At 58.0% G+C, this 18,301-nt stretch carries 15 protein-coding genes; 5 read left to right on the top strand and 10 right to left on the bottom strand.

Annotation, left to right across the window (positions count from 1 at the left end; all coding sequences use genetic code 11):
- Positions 1 to 157: 157 nt before the first annotated feature.
- The 4 genes from BLR44_RS12525 to BLR44_RS12510 all read left to right on the top strand — a co-directional run bounded on the left by BLR44_RS12525 (position 158) and on the right by BLR44_RS12510 (position 3,213).
- A complete protein-coding gene (locus BLR44_RS12525; protein ID WP_089682320.1) occupies positions 158 to 928 on the top strand; it encodes a LiaF transmembrane domain-containing protein in 771 nt (256 codons plus the stop codon).
- A 66-nt stretch (positions 929 to 994) separates the two neighbouring features.
- Entirely contained in the window at positions 995 to 1,357 is a 363-nt protein-coding gene (locus tag BLR44_RS12520; RefSeq protein ID WP_089682318.1) for a DUF4288 domain-containing protein, read from the top strand.
- 6 nt (positions 1,358 to 1,363) lie between these two features.
- On the top strand, positions 1,364 to 2,476 hold the full coding sequence (locus tag BLR44_RS12515) for a sensor histidine kinase (RefSeq protein ID WP_218127062.1): 1,113 nt from the start codon (positions 1,364 to 1,366) through the stop codon (positions 2,474 to 2,476).
- Positions 2,473 to 3,213, top strand: a complete 741-nt coding sequence (locus BLR44_RS12510; RefSeq protein WP_089682315.1) for a LytR/AlgR family response regulator transcription factor — start codon at positions 2,473 to 2,475, stop codon at positions 3,211 to 3,213. The genes BLR44_RS12515 and BLR44_RS12510 overlap by 4 nt, the downstream gene beginning before the upstream one ends.
- Positions 3,214 to 3,234: 21 nt before the next feature.
- Here the strand turns inward: BLR44_RS12510 and BLR44_RS12505 are convergent, their stop codons facing one another.
- Genes BLR44_RS12505 through BLR44_RS12495 form a run of 3 tightly spaced genes read right to left on the bottom strand, consistent with a single transcriptional unit; the run spans position 3,235 to position 5,128 of the window.
- Positions 3,235 to 4,008 (bottom strand): cupin domain-containing protein, encoded by a 774-nt coding sequence (locus tag BLR44_RS12505; protein WP_089682313.1) that lies wholly within the window; start codon positions 4,006 to 4,008, stop codon positions 3,235 to 3,237.
- A 12-nt stretch (positions 4,009 to 4,020) separates the two neighbouring features.
- On the bottom strand, positions 4,021 to 4,722 hold the full coding sequence (locus BLR44_RS12500) for a phospholipase D-like domain-containing protein (RefSeq protein WP_089682311.1): 702 nt from the start codon (positions 4,720 to 4,722) through the stop codon (positions 4,021 to 4,023).
- Positions 4,723 to 4,732: 10 nt separating this feature from the next.
- Positions 4,733 to 5,128, bottom strand: coding sequence for a VOC family protein (locus tag BLR44_RS12495; RefSeq protein WP_089682309.1), 396 nt, complete (start codon positions 5,126 to 5,128; stop codon positions 4,733 to 4,735).
- 645 nt (positions 5,129 to 5,773) lie between these two features.
- Here BLR44_RS12495 and BLR44_RS12490 point away from each other — a divergent pair.
- Positions 5,774 to 9,025: a discoidin domain-containing protein gene (locus tag BLR44_RS12490; RefSeq protein ID WP_176956018.1), complete on the top strand. Its 3,252-nt coding sequence runs from the start codon at positions 5,774 to 5,776 to the stop codon at positions 9,023 to 9,025.
- Between the two features lie 73 nt (positions 9,026 to 9,098).
- Here the strand turns inward: BLR44_RS12490 and BLR44_RS12485 are convergent, their stop codons facing one another.
- From BLR44_RS12485 to BLR44_RS12455, 7 genes are all read right to left on the bottom strand, one after another.
- On the bottom strand, positions 9,099 to 10,166 hold the full coding sequence (locus tag BLR44_RS12485; protein ID WP_089682306.1) for an acyltransferase family protein: 1,068 nt from the start codon (positions 10,164 to 10,166) through the stop codon (positions 9,099 to 9,101).
- Positions 10,167 to 10,700: 534 nt separating this feature from the next.
- Positions 10,701 to 11,873, bottom strand: a complete 1,173-nt coding sequence (locus BLR44_RS12480; protein ID WP_089682303.1) for a glycosyltransferase family 2 protein — start codon at positions 11,871 to 11,873, stop codon at positions 10,701 to 10,703.
- A 51-nt stretch (positions 11,874 to 11,924) separates the two neighbouring features.
- Positions 11,925 to 12,848, bottom strand: a complete 924-nt coding sequence (locus BLR44_RS12475; protein WP_089682301.1) for a glycosyltransferase family 2 protein — start codon at positions 12,846 to 12,848, stop codon at positions 11,925 to 11,927.
- 57 nt (positions 12,849 to 12,905) lie between these two features.
- On the bottom strand, positions 12,906 to 14,153 hold the full coding sequence (locus tag BLR44_RS12470; protein WP_089682299.1) for a glycosyltransferase: 1,248 nt from the start codon (positions 14,151 to 14,153) through the stop codon (positions 12,906 to 12,908).
- Positions 14,140 to 15,588 carry an O-antigen ligase family protein gene (locus tag BLR44_RS12465; protein ID WP_089682297.1) on the bottom strand — a complete coding sequence of 483 codons (1,449 nt, stop codon included), beginning with the start codon at positions 15,586 to 15,588 and terminating at the stop codon, positions 14,140 to 14,142. Before BLR44_RS12465 ends, BLR44_RS12470 begins: the two co-directional genes overlap by 14 nt.
- 30 nt (positions 15,589 to 15,618) lie before the next feature.
- The gene (locus BLR44_RS12460) at positions 15,619 to 16,878 is read right to left on the bottom strand and encodes a glycosyltransferase (RefSeq protein WP_143017256.1); all 1,260 of its coding nucleotides are present in this window, start codon (positions 16,876 to 16,878) and stop codon (positions 15,619 to 15,621) included.
- Positions 16,879 to 16,925: 47 nt separating this feature from the next.
- Positions 16,926 to 18,290 carry an oligosaccharide flippase family protein gene (locus tag BLR44_RS12455; RefSeq protein WP_089682292.1) on the bottom strand — a complete coding sequence of 455 codons (1,365 nt, stop codon included), beginning with the start codon at positions 18,288 to 18,290 and terminating at the stop codon, positions 16,926 to 16,928.
- Between the last annotated feature and the right edge of the window lie 11 nt (positions 18,291 to 18,301).

The raw sequence follows: 18,301 nt of genomic DNA, 5'->3' as shown, positions 1-18,301 counted from the left end.
GCGTCGGGGAGGTTCCCTTCAAAGAAACCCATCGCCACCAGCGGAACCTAACTTTTTACCGACATTATTCGCCGTTTACCGGAATGCACCGGGGCGTGGCGGTGCAGGTTTTGGTAGCGCCTGGGGTTTGGGTTAGTTTTGGGAAAAGCGCATTCTGATGAATTATTCGAAGCATCCACCTCCTACGCGCCTGGGCGACATCCTGGCCGGACTGATTGTCCTGATGGTAGGGTTGGTGCTGCTGCTGGACCAAACAGGCACGGACCTGCCCGACTGGATAACAAGTTGGCCCATGATTCCGCTGACGCTGGGATTGGTGATCGGTGCCAAGACGTTGTTCAAAGGCCCGCCGGTGTGGATGCTCTTCACGGGGTTTGGGCTCGTCTACCTGATTAACTGGATGCATCCCGAAGTGCAAATCGTCAAGTTTGTGTGGCCCGCCGTGGTGATTGCCTTCGCCCTCTGGATGATTCTGGGCCGGCGGCGTGTCTGGCGAAACGAATCGGAAGGGGAGCACTGGAAGCACTGGGACAAGACTTTCCGGGAGCAGTACGAAGACGCAGGTGCGCACCGGAACAAGCAGGACCAACTGGAAGCCATTTCGGTGTTCGGCGCGTGCGAGATGAACATACTCTCTAAAAGCTGGAAAGGCGGGGAGGTCGTCACGCTGTTTGGCGGGGCGGAGATTAACCTCAGTCAGGCCGACATTCAGGGGCATGTGTACCTGGAGGTGGTCCAGATTTTCGGAGGTACGAAGCTGATCATCCCTTCGCACTGGCAGGTCATCTCGTCCGAAATGATATCGGTCTTCGCCGGCATCGAAGACAAGCGCATGCTCCAGAAACCGGCGGGGTTGCAGCAGGAAAAAGTATTGGTCCTGAGCGGCACGGCGGTGTTTGCGGGCATCGAGCTGCTCAGCTATTCGTGACGGTACGAGCGGCACCCGCTCGGGGTTATTTATCCGTCGACACATCTTTCATTCAGCACAAGGCTTATGAACTGGTACGTGGCTAAACTGATTTTTCAGATCGTCTGTGAGGAAGCACCCCATCAGGCCCAATTCGACGAGCAGCTGCGACTGGTCGCCGCCGACAGCGTGCCCGAAGCCCTGGCCAAGGCCCGCCACCTGGGGACGTCGGAACAGGAGCATTTCCTGAACCACCGGCAGCAGCGCGTCGAGTGGCAGTTTGTAGGCGTAACGGAATTGCAGGCGCTGGCCGATTTGCACGACGGCACGGAGCTGCACTATTGCATCACCACACCCGACGACCCCGATCATTATTTGCGTCACCTGCGCGCCCGGGCGTCGGACCTGACCGGGACGGAAGCGTCGCCCCGCGCAGTGCTCACCCCTTAAGCTGTTGTGACCTTGGCCCGTTCGCCCATTTCCGGTTATCAGGCATACCTGTCGTTTGCGGCATGGTGGGTGCTGATTGCGGCCTTTCAGGCCTACGGCTTGCGGGCGTTCGGCTGGGAAGTGGCCATTGCCGACGGGGGCGTTTCCAGCGCGCTGCTGGCGGTAGCGTGCCTGCTCATCAACAAAAACATGCGCTACTACGGCCCGCGCCGCAACCAGTTTGTCTACATGCTGGGCTGGTGCCTGATGCTCGATGTGCTGTGGCTGGTGGCGAGCTACCGCATTTTGTACGGGCTTTATAATCAGGAAAAGGCATTTACGGATTTTCTCTGGCAAACACTGCCCATCCGTTTCGAAATTGCGCTGTTGATTCTGGGCTGCATGGCGATGATGGTGGCGCTGTGGCAAAGCCACGAGGAACAGAAAAGGCACGAGCAACGCAAGACCGACGCCGAAAAGCTGGCCCGCGAGGCCGAACTGTTCAAACTTCACCAGCAGATGCAGCCCCACTTCCTGTTCAACAGCCTGAATTCGGTGATTGCCCTCGTGGGGTCGCGTCCCGAAGAGGCCCGCAAAATGCTGCACCAGCTTTCGGACTTCCTGCGGGGCACGTTGCGTCCGCGCGAAGTCGAATGGGTCACGTTGGCCGACGAACTGCAGCACCTGCAACTTTACCTGGAGATCGAAAAGGTGCGGTTCGGGCATCGCCTGGCCACCTGTTTGGACTACGACGAAGCGGCCGCGTCGGCCCAATTGCCGCCGATGCTGTTGCAGCCCCTTCTGGAAAACGCCATCAAATTCGGCCTGTACGACACGCTGGGCGTGGTGACCATCTCGCTCCGGGCCGAGGTGCAGGACGGCATGCTGCGCGTCACGGTACAGAACCCGTTCGATCCGCAAACGGCTCGCCCCCGGCAGGGCACGGGTTTCGGCCTTGGGGGGGTGAAGCGCCGCCTCTACCTGTTGTTCGGCCGCCACGACCTGCTGGAAACGCAGGTACATGCACCAACGGACGCGGCCCCGGCCCCGCCTGACGAACTGGTGCTGGACCTGGACGGTGAACCGGCCTTCGCCGAGCAACACCTGTTTACGACACTACTTAAAATCCCTCAGTTATGAAACGCGTGGTGATCATCGACGACGAACCGCTGGCCCGCTCGATCCTCCTGGAATACCTGCAACCGCTCGCCGGTGTGGAAGTGGTGCAGGAGTGCAACAACGGCTTCGAAGGCGTGAAGGCCATTCAGCAGCACCAGCCCGACCTGATTTTTCTGGATGTGCAGATGCCCAAAATCAACGGCTTCGAGATGCTGGAACTGCTCGACCAGGCCCCGGCGGTGATCTTCACCACGGCGTTCGAAGAGTACGCCCTCCGCGCGTTCGAGGCACATGCCGTGGATTACCTGCTGAAGCCCATTACCCGGGAACGTTTCGACGTGGCCATGCGCAAGTGGCAGGACCATGCCGCCCCGGCCGATGCCACCCAAACCCAGGCCCTGCTGGAAACAGCCGCGCAGGCACCGGGACAGCGCGACCGGATTGTGGTGCGCCACGGCTCCAAAATCCACATCATCCCCGTGCAACAGGTACATTACCTGGAAGCCAGCGACGATTTCGTGAAGATCCACACCGACCACGGTACGTTTTTGAAAAGTCGTACGATGCAGTACTTCGAACGCGCGCTGCCCGACCAACAGTTTGTGCGCGTACACCGCTCTTACATCGTGCAGGTACAGCAGATTACCCAGATCGATCCGTACCAGAAAGACACCTACGTGGCCATTTTGCGGTCGGGTGCGCAGGTGCCGATCAGCCGGACGGGTTACCCCAGGCTACGCGAGGTGCTGGGCATCTGACGACTGCCCGGCGGTAGCGTTCTATTCCCACTGAAACGCAAAGTATTCGGTGGGGCTGTCGCCGGTGTTGGTGATGGCGTGGGGCACCAGAGACGCCAGAAAAATCAGGTCGCCTGCGGTGGCCGGGCCGCGTTCTTCACCGATCTGTTCTTCGACGTTGCCGCGCAGGGGAAGTATGAATTCCTCGGCCGCGTGGGTATGAGGAGCGTGGCTTTGCAACCCGGCCTTCAGTGTGGTGGCGTGCATTTCGAAGCGCGAAAACATGGCCGTCGCCCGGTTAAAGTAGTCGCGTCGCCCCCCGTTGGCGTTGGCCTGAAGCGGCAGCGCCTGGACGTCGAGCAAGAGCGAGCCGCCCGCCTTCTGCCCGCGAGCAACGTCCATCGGAGCTTTTGACCGATACCGAAAAATGTAGTAGGTGACCGGCGTTGTGCCCGCATTGGTAAACCCGTGGGCATCGCCCGGCAGTGCCAGGGCCACGCTTCCCGGCCCCAAGACGCTTTCCCGGTCGCCGATGGTCACGCGCAGTTGCCCTTCTTTCACAATCACCAGCTCTTCCAGGTCGTCGTGCGTGTGCGGCGGATGCGGAGCCAGGCCCGGGTTCAGGGTCGTTGCGTGGATTTCTAGGTAAGCCAGCGGCGTAGTGCTGCGCTCGTCTACCAGTTGCCGCCGCGCACCGGTACGGGTCGTTTCGGCCGGGTGAGCGTCCCAACGAATCACGCTGGCGGGCAGGGGCGTGGTTTGGGCCAGCGCGTGGGTGGCCATGAACAAAGTACAGAGGAGGTAACGGATCGTCATGGTGGGAAAAGGTTAGGAGAGTAAGGGAACGCAGTCGGTCCAGAGGCGGTCGAAAGTGGCCCGGAAGGCGCTGAGCACGTTCAGGTCGGTCAGGACCGTAATGTTTTCCTGGTTGTAGTGTGAGGCGCTGCGCGTCCAGTTGAAGCTGCCGTTTACGAGCGTGTGCTGGTCGAAGATCGCAAATTTGTGGTGCATGTGGTTCGGGCTGGTGTCGATGCGAACGGCCAGTCCCTCTTCTGCAAAGTGGTACACGTCGCTCCCCCGGTCGTTCGATTTGTCGTTGTCCGTAACGATGCGTACAGCAATGCCCCGCTGGTGCGCCTCGACCAGGGCCCGGCTGATGCGGTCGTCCGAGATGGTAAACACGCAAATGTCGAGCGACAGGCGCGTGTGTTCTACCAGTTGAATGATGCGGTCGGCACAGGCGGAGCCCGGACTGAAATGGGCATCGGCCAGGGGGAGGGTGGCGGTTTCGCGCATCGTGTCGATGGTTTTGATCACGTGCTCCAGCCACCGCAGGGCATCGGGCGCAAACGTAGCGGTCCGCGCATGGGCTTCGACGAGGTCGAACGCACGATTGCGGGCAAAATTGAGGGTGGCGGTATCGTATCGGAACGGGGCCAGGGCCTCCCGCAGGGCCGATTTTTCTTCCTGCGACAGCAGGTAATCTTCGAACGTTCGGGCCAGGCTGGCTTCGAGGGCGTCGTGCGTCATGGGTGATGGGTTACGGATGAATGGGCTCCAACAGGTCCCAGCGATTGCCGTAAAGATCTGCAAAGACCGCGACGGTACCATACGCTTCCTGCCGCGGCTCCTCCAGAAACTGCACGCCTCGCCGACGGAAGGCATGGTAATCGCGCCAGAAATCGTCCGTGTGCAGAAAAAGAAATACCCGTCCGCCGGCCTGATTCCCGACCGAGGCCACCTGCGCGGGCGTGGCGGCCTGCGCCAGCAGCAGGCTCGTCTCCTGCGCACCGGGCGGCGTCACAACTACCCACCGCTTGCCTTCTCCCAGCGGCGTGTCTTCGCGTTTCTCAAAGCCCAGCACTTCGGTATAATAGGTCAGGGCTTCGTCGTAGTCGCGGACCACCAACGTCAGGGCCCCGAGGCGTTGTTTCATCTTTACCTTAAAGAGGGTGCAAAGGAGGGATTGATACTACCAGCCACCTTCACAAACGGCGTTGAGCTGAAAAGCCGGGAGGTGCGAAAGGCAAAGCGCACGTGCCATAAGGTGAAGTTTGGGAGAGGATTTGAGACGCATTTTTGACCTGTGTTTGAGTGGAGGCGTGCGACTGTTTGGTGGGGATGGATAGGCGAATTTGTACAGGTGAGTAATAGGTATGTGGTTGATTGATAGGATTTTATAAAAGAGTGGGACATTTTTGGTAAAATGCAGGAGGGCGTTGGGGATTTGTGAAATAATGTCTACCTTGAGTGAAGTCCACCACGCCTTTCTAATCAATCTCGCTTCCTTCTCTTTTTTAGAGAATTATCTTTTCAGTAAAACGTGCGCCTCCCACGCGTACGGTCGGTAAGCGTTTTTCTCAAAATGGCCGAGGGTACGTCGTACAGTGCAGTACCCTGCCCATCGTTTCGTACTTCCTTTTGAGCGCGTTGTATCCTCCCGCTCTGTCGTACCTGGAGGGGATCAGACCGCTTCCGCCACTCCGTCTGCCCGGCGTTATCTCGATCGCCACTACGTCTCCCAAAAATCCTCAAAAGGCTTTTTGTTCTCCTCGCTATAAAATCAACCCTGGCTATGATTATGTTTAGAAAAAGAATTTCGGTGAGCATTTTTTTGCTCGTCTCGGTATTTGTGGTGGTGACCGCCGTAGCCGTTGGCATTCGTTTTGAGCGGGCCGCCACTTTGGTAGATGATACCAAACTTCTCCTCACGCCGGCGATGATCGTCGGGGGAGGGAACGCCCGGCATCTGGTCGACGAACAGGCTTTGGTGGGCGATCCCGGCACGCAACCCGGCGCCAAGCCCGTCACCGCGTGGCATCCCGGCTGGAGTCCCGCTACCTACCCGGCCAGTATCTACCTCGACCTGGGCAAGAAAACGAAATTGAGCGCCGTTTTTTTACACGACGTGCAGGACATCGGTGATTTCATTGTGTCGTACGGTGCGCCGGGGCAGTGGCAACCGCTTTTTACTGATCCGTTGGAGCATTACCAGATGTGGAACCGGCACGACGTCAACGTGGAGACGCGCTACGTCCGGTTCACCATGACTTCGCCCAAAGCCAACGTGTCGGAAGTGGTGCTCTACGCAGGGGAAGGAAGTGGCCCGACGCCCACGCCCGCACCGGAACCGACGCCCGCGCCAACTCCTGAAACGGTGTGGCTGGAAGCGGAGTGCGCAACGGTCGGGAGCAACTGGCAAGTGCTGAACGAGGCGTCTGCTTCCGCCGGGAAGTACGCAACGGTGAAGGCGGGGATGAACAGCAAAAGCAACGCGCCGACCACTCCGGCCGATCGTGTGCGGTTCAGCTTTTCGGTGGCCGAGGCCGGCGATTTTGCCCTCTTCGCGCGGGTCAATGCCCCGAACGGCGACGACGATTCGTTCTGGGTGCGCCTGAACGGCGGACGCTGGACGGAGTGGAACAGCCTGCGCGGCACCAACGGTTTTGCCTGGAAAAAATGGAGCGCCGCGCTGAACTTGGCCAAGGGAGCCAACACGCTTGATTTTGCCTTCCGCGAAGACGGCGCGCTCCTCGACAAGGTCTACCTGAGTAACGAAGGGACACCGCCTTCCGGCCCAGGCGGCAGTGCTACCAACTGCACCACTACACCGCCCCCCAACAGTGGCGAATCGGCCAAAATTGCGCTGCAACCCGTGATGGTCGTCAACGAATCCAGCCTGGGTGATGCTACGAAGCTGGCCGACGAACAGGAACTGGCCGGTGATCCGCGCAGCGGATCGGGAGGGGCGCCCTCGTCCGAGTGGTGGGCCAGTTGGGAAGAAGCCGATTACCCCGCGCACGCGTTCATCGACCTGGGCCGAACCTACCGCCTGACCGACGTCTATCTGTACGATGCCAATCGGGTTGGCGACATCGTAATTTCGGCCGGAGCGCCCTTTGCTTGGCAGACGCTTTTCACTGATCCGATGCGATTATACAACACATGGAAGCGGCACCGGGTCAATGTGGAGACGCGTTACGTCCGGGTGACGCTCAACTCACCGCTGATCACCACGCCGGAAATCGTGCTCTACGGGAGCCCCGTCGGCAATGCTCCCGCGCCCACGCCGACGCCCCCGGTGGCTTCGCGTCCCACCATGGAGCACCTGATGGGCGTCAACTCGTTTATCGACGTGCCGATCGAAATTGAAGAAGTCGCATCGTTCGTGCGCGAGTACCACAACTGGAACTGGGACGAAGGCAACCAACCCTGGGGCAATCCTGCCAAAACCACCTACCCCGGTTTTCCGAACAACGCCATCAAAGTCAACCCCAGCTATCCGAGCTACAAGTGGCTGTTCGACGAATATTATGCCCTGCGCAAGTCCAAAGGCATCGTGGTGGTGCCCTGCATGCAGGGGAGCGTGAGCTGGCTGACGCCCGATTCGGAAGATAAGCCCCGCAACGCCGGCGCTGCCACCGACGATCCGCGCTCGTACCAGGCCCACGCCAGTTACCTGTACCAGTACGTGGCGCGGTACGGCAGCAAAACGGTGGACGAAAGCCACCTGAAACTGGCGGCCGATCAGCCTAAAAAGACGGGCCTGAATCTGCTGACCTATTTTGAAGACTGGAACGAACAGGACAAGTGGTGGCGGGGCGCGGATGCGGAATTTTCGCCGTATGAATATGCCGCAATGGCCAGCGCCGACTACGACGGGCATCAGCAGAAAATGGGTAAAACATTCGGCGTGAAAAATGCTGATCCCAACGCCAAGATGGTGATGGGGGGGCTGACCTCGCTCAACCTGGAATACGTAAAGACCATGAAGGCCTGGGCCGACCACTACCGGGGCGGAAGCTTCCCGGCCGATGTGCTCAATTTCCACCACTACTGCAATACGGGCGACCGGTGGTACGGCCACGGCGTGAGTCCCGAGGAGGGAAACCTGAAAGAACTGCTCAAAAACCTGGTGACCTACCGCGATCAGTTTCTGCCCGGCGTGGAGATCTGGCTGACCGAATTCGGCTACGATACGCACAAGGACTCGCCCCAGCGCGCTCCGGCCTTCAAGGGATTCTCGGCCGAGGAGGTGCAGGGGCAATGGCTGATGCGGAGCTACCTGGAAATTGCCGCTTCGGGCATCGACCGGGCCACCATGTACATGATCCGCGACCACAACACTACCAGCGGCACCCAGTATTCGACCAGCGGCCTGGTAAGTGACAAAAACCACGGACACAAGCCGAAAATCTCCTGGTATTACACCTACACCATGAAAAATCTGCTGACCGGCGCGCGGTTTGTGAAAGAAATCAATTCGAAAAACAGCCAGGTGAAGGTGTACAAGTTCAGGAATGCCTCTGCCAAGCAGGACATCTACGCGGTGTGGTGCCCCACGAGCAACGCCGTGACGGTCGACGATTTTGAGCTGGCGTTGGAAGGAAATCCTGCCTCAGTCCAACAGGTCAAAGCGGTGCCCAACCGCAAAACGGGGACCCCATCGGCCTTGACGCTAAGCGGCGGCCGCGTACGCGTAAATGTCAGCGAACGGCCCCTCTTCGTCGTCGCCTACGGGACCACGGCGCAGGCGTTGCGCTCGCCTGAGGCGATGACGGAAACGGCTGTGACCGCCGAGGAAAGTGAACTGGAAGTCTATCCCAATCCGGGTGTGGGTACTGTGGAAGTTCACCTGAAGACGCAGGAAGCGTTCCCGGCCGAGGCTACCTATACGTTCCTGACCCTGAACGGTCGAGCCGTCAAAACCGGCAAGGCCACTTCTGCGCAGGGGGGCGGCGTGCTTCGGGTAGAGGGCGTGCCCGCGGGGGTATACATCCTACAGGTACAGAGCGGGGCGAAGGTGTGGCAGACACGCGTGGTGATCAACTGATCAAGGCGCTCTACAAACGAAACGTCACTGCCGCAGACTCCGGCAGTGACGTTTCGTTTGTAGGGGCGCTAATTTACTTGGAAGCCAACGTAGGCACGGGCTGCGGAGCGCTCAGCTTCCGCACTACGTACTTTTTGAACGTGTTGATGTGAGGACTCACTTCGATCAACTGGTAACTCCAGTACGACAGCAGGTACAACAGAACCACAAAACTGGTAAAGAGCACCGCTTCAACGTAGGGAGAAGCCGCGCTTTTGTACGTGAGCTTGAACCAGCCCAGCAGGACCGGGTGCAACAGATACGTCGAATACGAAAGGTTCCCCAGATGCACCAACAGCCGAATCCCCGCGGACTGGATTTTGAAGAACGGTTCGGCCAGGAGAAACATCACTACGCAGGTGCTGGCTACCAGCAGCTTGGTTGGGTGATTCCACCCGCCGACGTACAGCACCGCTACCTGGAAGGCAAGGCCCGCCACCAGCATTGCCAGCTTCCAGCTCGGTTTGAAGTGGGCCACAAATCGTTCGAATCCGAACGCAATGACCAGCCCGATGTTGAACTCATACAGGAAGAAATTGCTGCTGCCCAGCGGCATGTAGTCGAGCAGTTCCAGCACCAACGGCAGCAAGGTCAGCGTGATGAGCGCCAGGCCAATGGCCCGCTTGCGGTCGAGCAGCAGTGCGGCCGAAAGTACGGTGTAGAAAAACATTTCGTAGACCAGCGTCCACCCGACGTACAGAAACGGATAGGTGCCGTGGCCGCTCGGGTTTTCGGAAGGAATCAGCAACAGCGATTGGAGAAGCGACTCTCCTGTGTACTGAGTGTTATACGAGCCGCTGGGAAAGAGCTCGTGCGAGAGCAACAGCAGGAGTGTCGCTGCCCAGTAAGCCGGAAAAATTCTGAGTAAACGGTCAAAGAAAAATTTAACGCCCGTTTTAGTGGATCGATTCAGGGAGTAATACATGATAAATCCACTCAAAACAAAGAAAGCGTCTACTCCGATCGTGCCGTAACGTCCGAAAAAGTGCCAGATTTTATTGTCTACCTCAAACGTGTAAAACGTCTGAACCACGTGGTGCAGCACAACAATCCATGCAGCAAGGGCACGCAAAATCTGTAATCCGTAATATTTATCTTTCATGCCGGAAGAGTGAGAGAAAGAAAAAATGATCTGGTTTTTTGTCGTAGCTAAGTTGCTGGTATCTAGCTAATTGTTCGTAAAAATGTACTAATGGGACAGTGCGTCAAAAGATGAAAGGCTGTCTTAGAAAAATGACATCAACCGAAATGTTTTACCAGCAAACTTAAAGCAAATAAAAGTGAACTACACAACCCTGATTAGCATATCGTGAGCAAATAAAAGTGTGAAATCCCTATTCGGTTGAAATAGAAGGTTTTTTCGATCTTTAATTTCTGTGGAATAGTTTAGTAAGTAACGTCGGGTCCTCAGGCGTGCTCAGAAATGAATGAGTTTTGTGCAATTTTGAGTGTCAAGATTCAAATTTTAGGCCTATAGCGGTGCGTAAAAATCGCGAAGCACATTTTATGTACTTTTTATATAAAAAATCGAAAAATAACTTAGCCGTAGTGAGTGTAACGGCGTAACACGATCTGGATCAAAAAAGTGCATGCCGTGCAGGCAAAACTGTACAGAAATCGTCTGAAGATCAGACCCTCACGCCGCCCGCCGGGCTTTCTCCCAGATGCCCGATTGCTGGCCTTTCATGTAGCGGACCAGCCCCAACATAACGCACCAGTTCATGAAGCTGAAATAGAAGGGCACGAACAGAAGTTTGATGCGTAACCGCTTCTGCTCCAGCAGGTACCCGACCAGCGCGCAGGTGTAGAATGCCAGTTGCGCGACCAGAAGCACTTGGTAGAGGGGGACGGCGGGTGCAAGTAAGAAATTGGTAACCAAAGCCACGATCAGGCAGAACGGCACCACCGCCCACCGCAGCACCCGGTGCGACACGTACTGAAACGTGAGCAGACCGTACCGGAACGGATTGAGCAGGTGCGACAGCCGTCGGATGGACTGAAACCCACCCGCGCTGATTCGGATTTTACGTTTCATCTCTTCTGCTACTGAGAAAGAAGGCTTCTCTAGTGCATAGGCCTCCGGTTCGTAGACGACCTGGTAACCTTGCCCCGTCAGCCGCAGAGAGATGATGAAATCATCGAGAATGGTGTCCGATTCCACCGGTTGGTACAGGTGCGTGCGCATGGAAAACAGTTCGCCCGCCGCGCCTACCACCGTTTGTAGTTCGGAATCGATGCGCTTCAGAAACGATTCGTATTTCCAGTACAACCCTTCGCCCGCCCCGGCGGCATTGTCTTCGGCACTGGCCTGCACCCGTTTCTCTCCGGCCACGCCCCCCACGCTAGGGTCCTCGTAATGGCGAACGAGGTTGCGTATGGCGTCGGGGTTGAGCGACGTGTTGGTATCAGAAAAAACGACCAGCGGGGTCTTTACCCGCTGCATGGCCTGGTTGATCGCCTCGATTTTGCCCCGGCGCGTGCTGCCGCTCACCACCTCGATCTCCGGAATGCTACGGAGATACTCCTGCGTGCCATCGGTCGACCCTTCGGCCACGAACAGGAAATGCAGCTTTCCTTTTGGGTAATCGAGCTGAAACGAATTTTCCAGCTTTTCGGCCAGGCAACTCATCTCGTTGTAGGCCGGGACGACCAGCGTAACGTCGGGCAGTTCGGCCGCTGGCGACACCGTTTTTTTACCAAGCCGCAGGCGTTTGAGGCGCACCATGCCATAAGCGACGAGACCGTAGCCGAGGTAAGTGTACACGATGATGAAAACGGAAATCCAGAAAATGTAGTGCAGCGTAAGCATAGCCAGGACAACAAGGAGTAACAGAACGTGAGATGAAATTTGAGGGGGCGATCAGGCGATGGCGGAGTCTTTCGTAAAATGCCAGCGCAGGGTTTCCCAATAGATCTTGCGTTGTACGCCTGCCTCTTCGCTGCGCACAAACGAAAAATTCAGGTACCAGAGCAGCATGTAGAAGATGGCGCGGGTGCGGTAGAGCCGGTACGACGCGAGCCCGTAGTGTTTCTTCAGGAATAAGTAGAAGCTTTTGTAATTCTGGATGAACATGGCGGACCGGCGCTGGCGCGAGCTCGACTGACCGTAGTGGATGATGTGGGCATCGGCGACGAACCAGGATTGAAAACCCGCCTTGCTGACCCGCAGAAAGTAGTCCATCTCTTCGGCGTAGATGTAAAACTGCTCGTCGAGTAACCCGACCTTGTCGAACACTTCCCGCGAAAACAGCATCACCGCTCCGTGGGCCCAGTCGATTTCGATGGTCTGCTGGTGGTCCCAGTAGCTCATGAAAAAGCGCTTCTGCATGTGGAACCGCTGCAACAGCCCGATCACGAAACGGTTCTCGACGAACGACTTCCAGAAACCGTAAAACGTATTCACCGACTTTTGCAACGAGCCGTCGCCGTTGAACAGCTTGCAGGTAATGATCCCGGCCGTGGGATGCGCCTGCGAAAATGCCAGCATCCGGTCAATGGCTCCGTCGATCACCTTCGTATCGGGATTCAGCAGTAGCAGATGGTCGCCTTTCGCCCGGCGCAGGGCCTGGTTGTTGGCCGCGGCAAATCCCCGGTTGTCTTCGTTGGCGACAAGCACCACTTGGGGGAAATCTTCGCGGACCATGTCGGGCGAGCCGTCGGACGAGTGGTTGTCCACCACAATCACTTCGAACGAATGGTGTTGGATGTCGCTGTAGAGCGAACGGAGGCAGTCGTGTAGTAAGGCTTTGGTGTTCCAGTTGACGATGATAATCGATAGATCCATGACGCAGGGGCCGAGGGTTAGCGTAGAGAAACGGAAGAAAAACGGAGTGCTGGCGGGTTACGCCCGGCTGGCGACGCCGTTATGCATTTTCTTAGACGGGGAGGAATTTGGGTGCATGACCTCTTCGAGGGAGAGGTGGTGGACGGAGCGCGTCACCAGGAAATCGCGGTTGGCTTTTTTCATGCCCAGCAACGATTTGATCTGACTCACGAGGAAGAACGGGATGTCGGCCAAGGCCCTCCACACCATGCGCGGCACCTGCTGGCGCTTAAGAACGAACAGAAAGTTCAGCGCGAACAGAACAAGGCCCCCCGCCAGCAGCAGGCTGTACCCCGGAAAAAGAAACAGGTTGAGGCCGATGAGCGCGAACGTCGCCAGCAGCAGCACCGACAGGGGCGGGTAGACCGTCATCACCCCGAAGTAGAGCTGGTTGAAATTCAGGCGACGCAGCCCACGACCGACGAGCGCCAGGCTGGCCGGAATGCTTTTGAAGAAACCGTTCAGCCAGCGGGTGCGCTGCCGTTGGATAGCCTCTTTGGTGTCGACTTTTTCGTCGTAAACTACCGCCTCCGGGGCGAAGGCAATGCGCACGCCCTGCGCCACCAACTGCCCGTGCAAGATCTTGTCTTCGGCCGCGACCACCTTGCCCGAACGGATGGGCTCGCTGGCCAAGTGCGCTTGGTAAAGGGGCGTCGCCACCGCCATGCCCGACCCCGCAATGGTGGACGAAGAGCCGAGTCGGAACGGCACGAGCCGCACCACAAAGTTGTAATAGAACTCACCGAGGCTGTCCAGACAGGCGATGGCCGTATTCAGGTTTTTGGCTGTTCGCATACCCTGCACCGCCCGGTAACCCGCCTGGAAATAGCCGTTCAGGCAACGCAGGTAGTCGGGGCGCACCAGATTGTCCGGGTCGAACACCACTACTGCATCGTGCGCTTCGGTGAAATGCTCGAGAGCGTAGGCAATGGAGCGGGATTTGGCGTTCAGGGGCACTTCCGGAAACAGAACTGTAAGCGACGGATCGTTGTACCGGAATGCCTTCGCGTCGCAGCCGTCGGCCACCAGGTAAATCCTGTAATGCGGATAGTGCTGTTGCAGCAGCGCGGCGACCAGCGGACCCGCTACGTCGGCATCGCGATAGGCCGTGATGACACAGGCGAAATTCTGGTAGGGACCCGCCTCATCGGGCACGACCTGATTATCTTTTGCCAGCAGCGAGAGCATGCCGCTTGCAAAATGAAAGACCAGAAAAAAGAAGATCAGCGCGGTGAGCACGGCCAGGGCGACATTAAGAACGATCATTTTCTTCGAGGTTAGGGGCGTTGAAAATCATACCGATGGAGAAGTAGATGAAGGGGGCGATGGGAAACTGCCCCCACAGTTCGTTGCCGTAACTGGCGACGATAATGCCTATTGTCCCGGCGTGCAGGGCAATGAGTTTATGGCGCAGGGCCGGCGAGGGGGCTCGGGCAAGGTGCCAGGCGCCTGCCCAACTGATGTACAGCATCAGCATGAGGTAAAAGGTCAGTCCGACCCAGCCCGTTTCGGCCCAGATGCGGACGTACCAACTGTCGGTCGGCATCTGGCCCAGGAATGTATTCGGACTGTAACGTCCCCCCCAGTAGCCGACGCTGCCGATGCCTGCTCCGAACGGCCGGGTCGCGAGGTAATCGGAGAGGCGCTTCTGGTTGTCGAGTCGTACCTGTAGCGACGGGTCATCAACGTTGAGCGCGCTGCGCATGCGGCGGACCTGGTAGAGGTTGTGCCCGACCATCGTGAACTTGAGCAGGCCGATCAGCAGCAGACCCAGGAGGAGGCCGGGGACGATGATTTTGATCTTTTTGTTGAGCAGCAGGTAGGCACCCATTCCGGCAATGACTACGAACAGGGCGCCCCGCGTCCCGGAGATCAACATGCCATACAGGCAAATCGCTGCCGTGGCCCCGTACAGCAGGCGAGCGCCCCAGCGTTGGCTGTTGAGCATACAGATGCCGGCCATCATGCCCGCCTGCGCCTGCGCCGCGCCGAACGTGCCCGCGTCGGTGTAGAATGAAAAGACCCGGAGGTGTCCGAAAATCATGTGGGTTTTGATGGGTCCCGAGGCCAGCCATGCATTTTCGTAGGCGTTGAGTCCCAGGTACAACTGTTTCATGCCGTAGAGGGCCCCCAGTACTGACCAGAGCAACCACGCGTGCATCAGCAGGTCGAGATCGCGATGGCTACGCACGAACAGAAAGGCGAGCACGGTGCACAGTACCATCTGGACCGAGGTGGAGCGGATCGCGTGAAACCACGCTGAAAAGCTGTGCGCCTCCGGGTTCATCACCTCCAGCACCGTGATAATGAGCCACCCCAGCATGAAGAAGATCAGCCCCTTAGGGAGCTTTTTCCATGCCACACGTTTCACCTGCGTTACGGCCGCTACAACCCCCAACAGTAGGAGCGGATCGAGGGCCGAGGAGAGCGGCAGGGCCACGTAGCGGTGCGATCCCGCCGCCACAAAGCTCAACTGAAGACAACAGAACAAGCCCCAGAAGGGGCGGTAGACGCTTATCACGATCACGCCTACTGCCAACGGCAGACATAGGAGTGCCACGCCCGCTTTCACGCCGCCCAGGCTGACCAGAATCGCTACCAGTATTGCCGCAGCCCCCGCACACAGCAGGAAAAGAATTCCCTGTTGGTCAACGGACGGTTGGCCGATGCGGGTCGTACGGGGCCAGGCGACAAGCTTCATGCTGTGGTCAGTAAATGGTCAGTGGTCGGCTCAGTGGGGTAGGAGTTCGTGCGGGGCGAGCACAGGCCGGCCGGCTACGTCGGGAACCGCTTGTGTCTGTTCAACAAGCTGCCAGAACAGCTCCACCCGGTGTGCCCAGGAATTGCCCTGCGCGCGCTGCACCCGTTGCCGGACTTGCATCTCGTCGGCTGGCGCAACCGCGTCGTTAAGCATCTTCACGAAATCGTCGTGCGATTCGGCCAGGTAGATGACGTCGCGGAACGGGGCCAGGTCTTCCGAAAAATTCGTGGTGACGATGGCCTTGCCGGCGGCCAGTTGTTCGTTGAGCTTGAGCGGATAGATGCTCCGCGTGAAGTCGTTCTTCTGGAACGGGATGATGGTGCAGTCCATAAAGTGGAGGTACTGCGGCAGGGCCTCCAGCGGCTTCGGTCCCACGAAAAGTACGTTCTCAAACGCATGGAAATCGGTAGACGTCGACTGCTGGTACTCGTATGGGCCGATAAACAGGAACAGTTTGTCGGTATGGTGCCGGATGACCTTCTCCAGCAGCGCGAAATCGTTTCTGCCTTCCAGATTTCCGATGAAGCCAATCACTTTGCGTGTGTTGCCTTCCAGCTCGGCCGGCACCGGAAACGCGTGCAGCGCCGTTTGAAACAGGGCGGTCTGGGCCGCGTTGGGCAGCAGATGCACCGGTCGCCCTGATTCCCGTTCCAGTACCCGCTTCAGGTTGGTCGACGTCGCCAGCAACAGATCGGCATGGCGCAGCACTTTGCGCTCTTGTTTCGGGCCGTGTTTGCGCAGGGCGTCGATGGCCCGGATGTCGTCGCGTGCCTGGTAGACGTACAGGTCGGGCGTCACGTCCCGTAGCACCTGCGCAACGTAAAATGGGTTGAAGGAATTGAACAGGATAAAGCGGTCGAGCTGGTAGTCGTGCAGGATGGCCCTGATCGTTTTATGCAGGATCTGGTTGTTGACGTATGAGGCCAACTCATACGCCGGTCCGGGTGGCAGGAAATCGAACGAGAGCGTCATGCTGGGGGTAACGGCCACGAAATTCTCGGGCAGATTCGGCACCTGGCGGTAGATGCTTTTCTGGTACAGAATGGCGTCCCGCCGCCGCTTGACAGCGTCCGTATGGCGTTCCGCTACAAATTCCTTAATCGTATAGGGGTAGTCGAGGTAAAACACTTGATTGTGTTTCGCCAGCTCCTTGGCCAGCGCGTAGGCCGCCGACGAGAGGGCACCGTCCCAACGGCTCATTGACAACATGATGATGGGTAAGTTTCTCATAGAAGTTCGAAGTGAAAAGTGGCGAATGCGTTTCGGTCTCGTGAAAATCAAGCGGCTTGTTTGAACACCATGCCGAACACCTGATGGGTCATGCTCCACACGTCCTTTCGGTAAAACTGTTTGAAGTAATACACGATGTTTTTGAGCCGGACCCGCATCTCTTTCCGTAGGATAAATAGCACTACCACCACGTTGACAGCCATCGCCAGGAGCGTTCCCCACAGCGCACCGGGAATGCCGGAGGTGTTGATCAACCCGTAGGAGAGTGCAATGGTCAGGGCGGTTCGGCCAATCAGCAGATAGAAGTTCAGGTCCGGTTTGCCGATCGAATCGATCACGACCCCGAACTGGCGGGAGAACGGCACCAGCAGAATGAGTAGAATGGAGATGCGCAGCAGGGGCGCGGCCTCTCGGTACTCGCTTCCGGCAATCAGCGTGACGATGGGCTCGGCGAAAAACTCCACCAGCAGCAGGGCGGGCAGGCAAAACGCCAGCAGACACGCCACCGACCGTTCGTAGAGGTACTTCACGGCGGGCAGCCCTTCCTCTTCGGCACGTTTGGCACTTTTTGGAAACAGGACCGTCGCCAGCGTGACGATGGGCACTTCGACCAGCGTGTTGACCCGAAAGGCGATCCCGAACAGGCCCACCGCGACCGGCGACAGCAGGCTACTCAACAGCACCTGCGTCACGATGCCGGACAACATGGAGCCCACGTTGGTGCCGAACGAAAATTTGCCGTAATGGAACAGCCGCAGCATCAGGGGCCAGTCGATGTGGCGGGAGAAGCGCAGGTACTTCCGTGAAATCAGCACCGCCACCACCGAGCCGAGCCCTGTGCAGATCCCCTGTGCTATAACCAGTTGCCACAGTGAGATTTCCAGCTCGCTCACTACCGCCACGACAATGACTACGAAGAATGTCACTAGTCGCGTAAAATTGCTGAAGAATACCCCGCGCAGATCGAGGTTCGACTGCTGGGCGTAATTGCACTGGCTGATGGGGATAGACGCTACCACCGTCAGGGTGAAGTACAGAAACATGATGCTCAACTGCGGTGCCCCCGTCCACCGGTCAATCACCGGTGCGGTCAGGTAAAGCAGGCCACAGACCAGGACGGTGAAGAGCACATTCAACACCAGCGAGGCGGTCATCACTCGCCCGTAGCCACCTTCGCCTTTCAGCATGGCGGTGAATTTGATCTGGGCGTTCTGCACCAGCCCGTTGCGGGCCAGTTCTACAAACGCGGCGATGGTGTAAAACAGGGTCCAGGTCCCAAACTCTTCCTTGGTCAGGGTACGTACTAGCAGGTAAAAGCCACCAAACCCAAAGAACAGCGATGCGACCTGCTGCAAGAGCATGTAGGTGCCGGACGTAAACCAGTACGAGGAGACGGAAGCGTAGGTACGCATGCGTTAGCGGG

The organism is Catalinimonas alkaloidigena (genome assembly GCF_900100765.1).
GTDB lineage: Bacteria > Bacteroidota > Bacteroidia > Cytophagales > Flexibacteraceae > Mooreia > Mooreia alkaloidigena.
Note: the sequence above shows the minus strand (reverse complement) of the source record. Positions and strands in the feature narration are given on the sequence as shown.